The 6,888-nt window shown below is 73.4% G+C and carries 7 protein-coding genes; all 7 read right to left on the minus strand.

Annotated elements, in window-relative coordinates:
* Window positions 1-133 precede the first annotated feature (133 nt).
* Window positions 134-406 carry an acyl carrier protein gene (locus tag ACFV6X_RS33555; RefSeq protein WP_365448775.1) on the minus strand — a complete coding sequence of 91 codons (273 nt, stop codon included), beginning with the start codon at window positions 404-406 and terminating at the stop codon, window positions 134-136.
* Between the two features lie 626 nt (window positions 407-1,032).
* Window positions 1,033-2,253: a ketosynthase chain-length factor gene (locus ACFV6X_RS33560; RefSeq protein ID WP_385390039.1), complete on the minus strand. Its 1,221-nt coding sequence runs from the start codon at window positions 2,251-2,253 to the stop codon at window positions 1,033-1,035.
* Window positions 2,250-3,521: a beta-ketoacyl-[acyl-carrier-protein] synthase family protein gene (locus ACFV6X_RS33565; protein ID WP_365459974.1), complete on the minus strand. Its 1,272-nt coding sequence runs from the start codon at window positions 3,519-3,521 to the stop codon at window positions 2,250-2,252. The genes ACFV6X_RS33560 and ACFV6X_RS33565 overlap by 4 nt, the downstream gene beginning before the upstream one ends.
* Window positions 3,518-3,847 carry a TcmI family type II polyketide cyclase gene (locus ACFV6X_RS33570; protein ID WP_385390040.1) on the minus strand — a complete coding sequence of 110 codons (330 nt, stop codon included), beginning with the start codon at window positions 3,845-3,847 and terminating at the stop codon, window positions 3,518-3,520. The genes ACFV6X_RS33565 and ACFV6X_RS33570 overlap by 4 nt, the downstream gene beginning before the upstream one ends.
* Before the next feature lie 72 nt (window positions 3,848-3,919).
* Window positions 3,920-5,386 carry an FAD-dependent monooxygenase gene (locus ACFV6X_RS33575; RefSeq protein WP_385390042.1) on the minus strand — a complete coding sequence of 489 codons (1,467 nt, stop codon included), beginning with the start codon at window positions 5,384-5,386 and terminating at the stop codon, window positions 3,920-3,922.
* 87 nt (window positions 5,387-5,473) lie between these two features.
* Entirely contained in the window at window positions 5,474-6,436 is a 963-nt protein-coding gene (locus tag ACFV6X_RS33580; protein ID WP_385390044.1) for a hypothetical protein, read from the minus strand.
* Between the two features lie 5 nt (window positions 6,437-6,441).
* Window positions 6,442-6,888: acetyl-CoA carboxylase biotin carboxyl carrier protein subunit (locus tag ACFV6X_RS33585; RefSeq protein ID WP_385390045.1), on the minus strand; the 447-nt coding region annotated here is incomplete at its 5' end.

Here is a 6,888-nt window from a genome sequence, read left to right on the forward strand (position 1 = left end):
TGTTGGTTTGTGTTTGTTAGTTTTTTTGGGGGGGGGGGGGGGGGGGGGGGCGGGCCGCGGGGGGGCGGCCCCCCCCCCCCCCCGGGGGGGTGAGGGCGAGGGGTACGGCCTCGGGGGGCGCCGCTACGGCGGCTCAGGCGGCCTGCGCCGACTCCGCGAGCTGGGCGTTGACGATCTCCAGCAGGGCGCGCGGTGTCCTGGCCTCGGTGACCACGCTGTCGTCGAGGGAGATGGCGTAGTCGCGCTCGATGCGGCCGCAGGTCTCCAGGATGGCCAGCGACTCGTAGCTGAGCTCCTCGAAGTCGGTGTCGAGGATGTCGCCGTCCAGGTCGACGTTCTCGTCGGCGCCGGCCGACTCCAGGAGGATGCGCTTGAGGTCGTCGAGGGTGAAGGACTGGGTGGGCACGGGAGGTTCCTCTCGTCTGGGTCTTACGGGAACGTGCGGACGCCCGCGGCCGGCCCGGACGTGGGAGAGACGAACGGACCGGACACGCGGGCGCGTTCAGGGGCGCCGCGGACAGCGCCGGGCGGTGAGCGCGGAGCGCGTTCCAGGTCACCGGTGCGAGCCACGCGGCGAGCGCGGGACACGACCGCCACCGCCAAGGGCCGCGCTGCGCGGCGACCGCCACCACCAGAGGCCGGCCCGCGCAGCAAAGGCGGGACGTGATCGCGGCCACCAAGGGCGGGCCCGCGGGGCGGGCGCGGGGGGCATTCCCTGGCGCCGGACGGCAGCCCCGCGCGGCAACGCGGGACACGACCGCGAACGCCAAGGGCCGCGCTACGCGGCGAAGGCAGGACGCGAACGCGACCACCGAGGTCGCCCCGCGCGGCGACCACCAAGGGCGAACCAGGGCAGCAAACGCGGGACGCGAACGCGACCAGCAGAGGCCGGCCCGCGCAGCAAAGGCGGGACGTGATCGCGGCCACCAAGGGCGGGCCCGCGCGGCGGGCCGGGGGCATTCCCTGGCGCCGGACGGCAGCCCCGCGCGACGGCCGTCGCGCGGGACCCCGTCGGGACACCGCCGGACGGCTCTACGCGGCTGTGACGACCGTCGCCGCGTTGAAGCCGGCGTGGCCGCGGGCGAGGACCAGCGCGGTGCGGACCTCGGTGGCACGGGCCTCGCCGGTGACCAGGTCGAGGTCGTAGGAGGCGTCGGGGTGCACGTTGGTGGTGGCGGGCACGACACCGTCCCGGATGGCGAGCAGGGCGGTCGCCACGTCGAGCGGGGCGGCGCCCGAGTAGAGGCGCCCGGTCATCGTCTTGGGGGTGGTGACCATGACGCCGTGCGGACCGAACACCGCGTTCAGCGCGTCCGCCTCGATCCGGTCCAGCTCGGGCACGGCCGCCCCGTCGGCGAAGACGACGTCGACGTCGCCGGCGTCCACGCCCGCGTCGGCGAGGGCGAGTTCGACGGCCTTGCGCAGACCGGGCGGGCGCTCGCTGCCGGGAGCCGGGTCGAAGGTGGCCGCGTAGCCGGCGATCTCGCCGTAGACCCTGGCCCCGCGCCGGGCGGCGGCCTCGGCGGACTCCAGGATCAGGATGGCGCCGCCCTCGCCGGGCACGTGCCCGCCGGCGGCGGCGTCGAAGGGCAGGTAGGCCCGGTCGGGCTCCTCCCCCTCGGACAGCCGTCCGCTCGCCAGTTGGGCGACCCAGCCCCACGGGCAGATCGAGGCGTCGATCGACCCGGAGACGATCAGCTGGGTGCCCTTGCGGATCTGCCGCCGGGCGTGGGCGATCGCGTCCAGACCGCCGGCCTGGTCGGAGACCAGTACCCCGCTCGGGCCCTTCATGCCGTTGCGGATGGAGATCTGGCCGCTGTTGACGGCGTAGAACCAGGCGAAGGACTGGTACGCCGAGACGTACTGGCTGCCCTGGCTCCACAGCTTCTGCAGCTCGCCCTGGCCGAACTCGAAACCACCGGAGGAGCTGGCGGTGACCACGCCCATGTCGTACGCGGACAGCTCGGCGGGCGTGACGCCCGCGTCGGCCAGCGCCCAGTCGGTGGCGACCAGGGCGAGACGGGTCATGTGGTCGGTCTGCGCGAGCAGCCTGCTGGGCAGGTGGTCGCCGGCGTGGAAGCCGGGCACCTGACCGGCGAGCTTCGCCGGGTAGCCGGTGGGGTCGAAGCGGGTGATGCGGCCGATGCCGCTCTTGCCCGAGCGGGTGGCCGCCCAGTAGTCGTGGGCACCGAGGCCGTTGGGGGCTGCTATGCCGAGCCCCGTGACGACGGTGCGCGTCGCGGCCGTGCTCATGCCGCGCTCCTCTCCGGTCGGGCGAGCACCATGGCGCTCTGGAAGCCACCGAAGCCGCTGCCGACGGTCAGCACCGCGTCGGTGTGGTGCTCACGGGCCGTCAGGGGCACGTAGTCCAGGTCGCACTCCGGGTCGGGGGTGTGCAGGTTCGCCGTCGGGGGCACGACGTTGTGCTCCATGGCGAGGACCGAGGCGGCGATCTCGATCGAGCCGATCGCGCCGAGCGAGTGCCCGACCATCGACTTGATGGACGACACCGGGGTCCGGTAGGCGTGGTCGCCGAGGCTCTTCTTGAACGCGGCCGTCTCGTGCCGGTCGTTCTGCTTGGTGCCGGAGCCGTGCGCGTTGACGTAGTCGATGGCCTCGGGGTTCAGCCGGGCCTCGTCCAGCGCGACCGTGATCGCCTCGGCCATCTCCACGCCGTCCGGGCGCAGTCCGGTCATGTGGAAGGCGTTGCAGCGCGAGGCGTAGCCGGCGATCTCGGCGTAGATGTGCGCGCCCCGCCGGAGCGCTCCTTCGAGCTCCTCCAGGACGAACACCGCCGAACCCTCGCCGAGCACGAAGCCGTTGCGGGTCCCGTCGAAGGGCCGCGAGGCGTGCTCGGGGTCGTCGTTGCGCGGGGTGGTGGCCTTGATCGCGTCGAAGCAGGCCAGGGTGATCGGGGAGATCGGGGCGTCCGTCGCGCCCGCCACCACCGCGCAGGCCGAGCCCTCCCGGATCAGTTCGGCGGCGTGGCCGACCGAGTCCAGGCCGGAGGTGCAGCCGGTGGAGACCACCGTGGCGGGGCCCTCGGCGCCCACCGCCCACGCCACCTCGGCGGCGAAGGAGCTGGGCACCAGGTAGTCGTACAGATGCGGCACGGCGTAGGTGTGGTCCACCAGTTCCAGGCGCCCGCCGTCGCTGACGACGCGGTACTCCTGGTCGAGGCCCATGGTGGCGCCGACCGCGCTGCCGATGGTGACGCCGACCCGGTGCGGGTCCGCGCCGGTCAGGTCCAGGCCGCTGTCGGCGAGCGCCTCGCGCGCGGTGACCACGGCCAGCTGAGCCGCCCGGTCCATGCGGCGGATCTCCTGCGGGCTCAGTCCGTGCTCCTGCGGATCGAAGTCGATCTCGGCGGCGACACGGGAGCGGAAGGAGGACGGGTCGAAGAAGGTGATGCCCCGGGTCGCGGTGCGTCCCTCGCTCAGCAGCTTCCAGAAGTTCTTGGTGCCGACACCACCGGGGGCCGTGACGCCGACCCCGGTGATGACCACTCGCCTGGCGCTCACGCCCGGCCCTCCCAGTCGTAGAAGCGCGTGGCGACCGCGTCGGCCGGGGACCGCCAGGTCGCCGGATCGTAGGCCTCGATGAACGGCCTGAGGTCCTCGCTGATCCGCACGAAGCGGGGGTCGGTCTTGGCCGCCTCGATCAGCTCGCCGCCGTTGTCGGTGTCGAAGTCCTGGAGGTGGAAGTACAGGCCGCGATAGGCGAAGAGCTGGCGGCGACGGGTGCCCATCAGATGCGGCATCCCGGTCTGGTCGAACTCCTTGAACAGCCGGGCCACCTCGGGGCTGTGACCCGGGTCCATCCGGGCGACGATCAAGGTGCTGTGCATGATCTCTCCATTCAGCGGTACGTCGCAGGGGGGCGCGGGGGTCGGTCGACGGCGTGCGGGTGTCGCCCAGGGTCAGCGCGCCGGGCCGAACCAGTGCTCCAGGGCCATCGGGAGGTCCGCGTGGCTGCCCGGGGCCGCCCAGGCCACGTAGCCGTCGGGGCGGACGAGGACGGCGGTGGTGCCGGCGAGCGGGCTGCTCTCCGGCAGGACCGGCGCGGCCGTGACGATGTCGATGCGGTCCTGCCAGTCCCAGGCGCGCTCGCGCAGCCGCTCGTTGTCCGCGAGGTCCAGCAGGACACCCCGGCCCGCGTGCAGGGCCTCGGTGCTGGAGGAGACCAGCCGGTGCCCGGTCAGCTTGACGTCGGGCAGCCGGCGGCCGAGCAGCGGGTGGGGGCCGCCGTCGAGGTCGTAGCGGATCTCCAGGCCGGACACCATCGCCGCGAAGTGCCGGCTGACCTCGGGGTAGCGGATCAGCTCGTTGAGCACGTCGCGCAGCGGCTGCACCTCGGGCCCGGACAGGAACAGCAGTCCCTGCGCCTGGGTGTTCATCAGCAGCCGCTTGCCGACCGGGTGCCGCTCGGCGTGGTAGGTGTCGAGCAGCGCCCCGGGCGCCCGGCCACGGGCCACCGCGCCGAGCTTCCAGCCGAGGTTGACCGAGTCCTGGATGCTGGTGTTCATGCCCTGGCCGCCGGCCGGCAGGTGGATGTGCGCGGAGTCGCCCGCGAGGAGGACCCGGCCGCGCCGGTACTCGGTGACCTGCCGGGTGGCGTCACCGAAGGACGACACCCACACCGGCTCGGCGTGCGAGATGTCGTCGCCGGTCAGCCGCTGCCAGGCCGCCGCCACCTCGTCCCAGGTCGGCGGCTGCTCCCGGCGCTGCGGCGGGGTGCCCCGCTCGCAGACGATCAGCCGGGTGATCCCGCCGGGCAGCGGGCCGACCATGACCATGCCGCCGGGCAGGGTCTCGCCGATCATCCGGGGCTCCAGCTGGATGCCCTTGACGTCGGCGAGGAACATCTCCAGGGTCGACGCGGTGCCGGGGAAGTCGAAGCCGGCGGCCTTGCGGATGGTGGACCGGCCGCCGTCGCAGCCGACGAGGTACTCGGCGCGCAGCCGGTGCACGCCCTCGGGGCCGCGCACCTCGACCTCGACGCTGTCCTCCTTCTCCTTGACGGACAGCACGTCGTGCCGGCGCCGGACGTCCGCGCCGAGCTGCGTCGCCCACTCCTCCAGGACGGTCTCGGTGACCGACTGGGGGATGGTCTTGGCTGCCTGGTGCGCCCCGTCGAGGACACCGAAGTCGACCGGGAGGCCACCGAAGTGACCCACGTTGCTGACCTCGATGTCGCCGAACCGGGGCAGCAGTCCGCGCTGGTCGAAGATCTCCATGGTGCGGGCGGTGAAACCGAGGCCGCGTGACTCCCCGGTCCGCGCGGGCAGCTTCTCCAGGACGATGACGTCGACGCCGGCGAGCCGCAGCTCGCCGGCCAGCATCATCCCGGCCGGTCCTGCGCCCACGACGATGACTTGTGCGTCCATGACACTCCTCGGGACAACCCGCCCTCCGGGCGGGGAAGGAACGGGTCGGAAAGAGCTCGGAAACGATCCGGAGCCGGCAAGGGTGGTTCAGCGGTAGAAGCGGCCGATGCCCTCGTTCGCCACCTGGGCGGCTGCCGCGTGCCGCGGGTCGGGGGCGATCGCGTCGTGCCGCACCGCGACCTCGGCGAGCTTGATGGTGTGCTCGTCGCCGATCTCGGCGGCCCGGGCGAACACCTCGGCCACGTGCGGCGCCTGGGGCAGCGGCGCGGCCGGCCGGGGCGTGGCGTGGAACCAGTCGAGCATCCTGCGGCTGACGGCCCGCGCGACCTGGTACGACGGCAGCCGCTGGTCCTCGGGCAGATGTGCGACGACCAGTCGTACGGCGGCCGGTCCGGTGACCGCGTGGATCAGCGGGATCGGGTGCCGCTGGGCGACGGTGGCGTAGATCCCGGCGTACTCGGCGACGAGGTCGTCCAGCGCCCGGGCGACAGGCTCCCGCCCGTCGTCCCCGTCCGGCAGGACAGGCCTTGGCTCCTGGTCCACGGTGACCCCGCCGGTGGAGTGCCGCGCGGCCCAGTAGCCCAGTCCCTGTGCCAGTTCGGCCAGTTGGAACCGGTTCTCCTCGCCGGCGGCGGCGACGGCCCGCACCGCGTGCGCGGTGCGGATCACCCCGTGCGTCAGCATCCCCGACATGCCCGGCAGCAGCCGGGGCCACCAGCGGGCCAGCACCTCGGTCCACGGCTCTCCCGCCAGCTCCCGCTCGAACAGGCCGGTCCAGTCGGCGACCCGCGAGAAGTTGCCGAGCGCGGGACGCCAGTCCGCCGGGTCGGCCGGGTCGATGGCCCAGCGGCGTTCGGGGACGTCGTGGTACTCCCGGTTGCGCAGGTTGTGGTCGACCCAGCCGGGCACCTCGTCGGCGTACCCCATGTGCGCCAGCGCCTCGGCGGCCATCGGCGCGTGGTTGACGAAGGACCCGCCGTGCTCGAAACCCACTCCGCGCAGTCGCTGGAGTGCCTCGCCCACGGCGTCGGTGTACGTGAGTACTGCCACGTGGATCAGTCCTTGATGTCGCAGACGGCGGCACCGGAGGACAGGGCCTGGCCCGCCGTGGCGGCCAGTCCCGTGACGGTGCCTGACTTGTGCGCGGTGAGCGGCTGTTCCATCTTCATCGCTTCGAGTACGACGACCAGTTCGCCCCGCTCGACCCGCTGCCCCTCCGCGACGGCGACCTTGACGACGGTCCCCTGCATCGGAGAGGTGAGCGTGTCGCCGGAGGCCCCGGCGCCCGCGCCGGGGCCGGAGTTGCGGCGCCGCGGCTTGGCGGCTCCGGCCCCGACGAGGCTCAGCTGCCGCTCCGGCACCCGCCCCAGCGTCGCGGGCAGCGTCACCTCCAGCCGCTGCCCGCCGACCTCGACGACGACCGTCTCGCGGTCCAGCTCCTCCTCCGCCTCCGCGTCGGCGGGTGCGGTGAAGGGTTTGATGTCGTTGGCGAACTCGGTCTC

Source organism: Streptomyces sp. NPDC059861, assembly GCF_042731435.1.
In the GTDB taxonomy this organism is placed as follows: domain Bacteria; phylum Actinomycetota; class Actinomycetes; order Streptomycetales; family Streptomycetaceae; genus Streptomyces.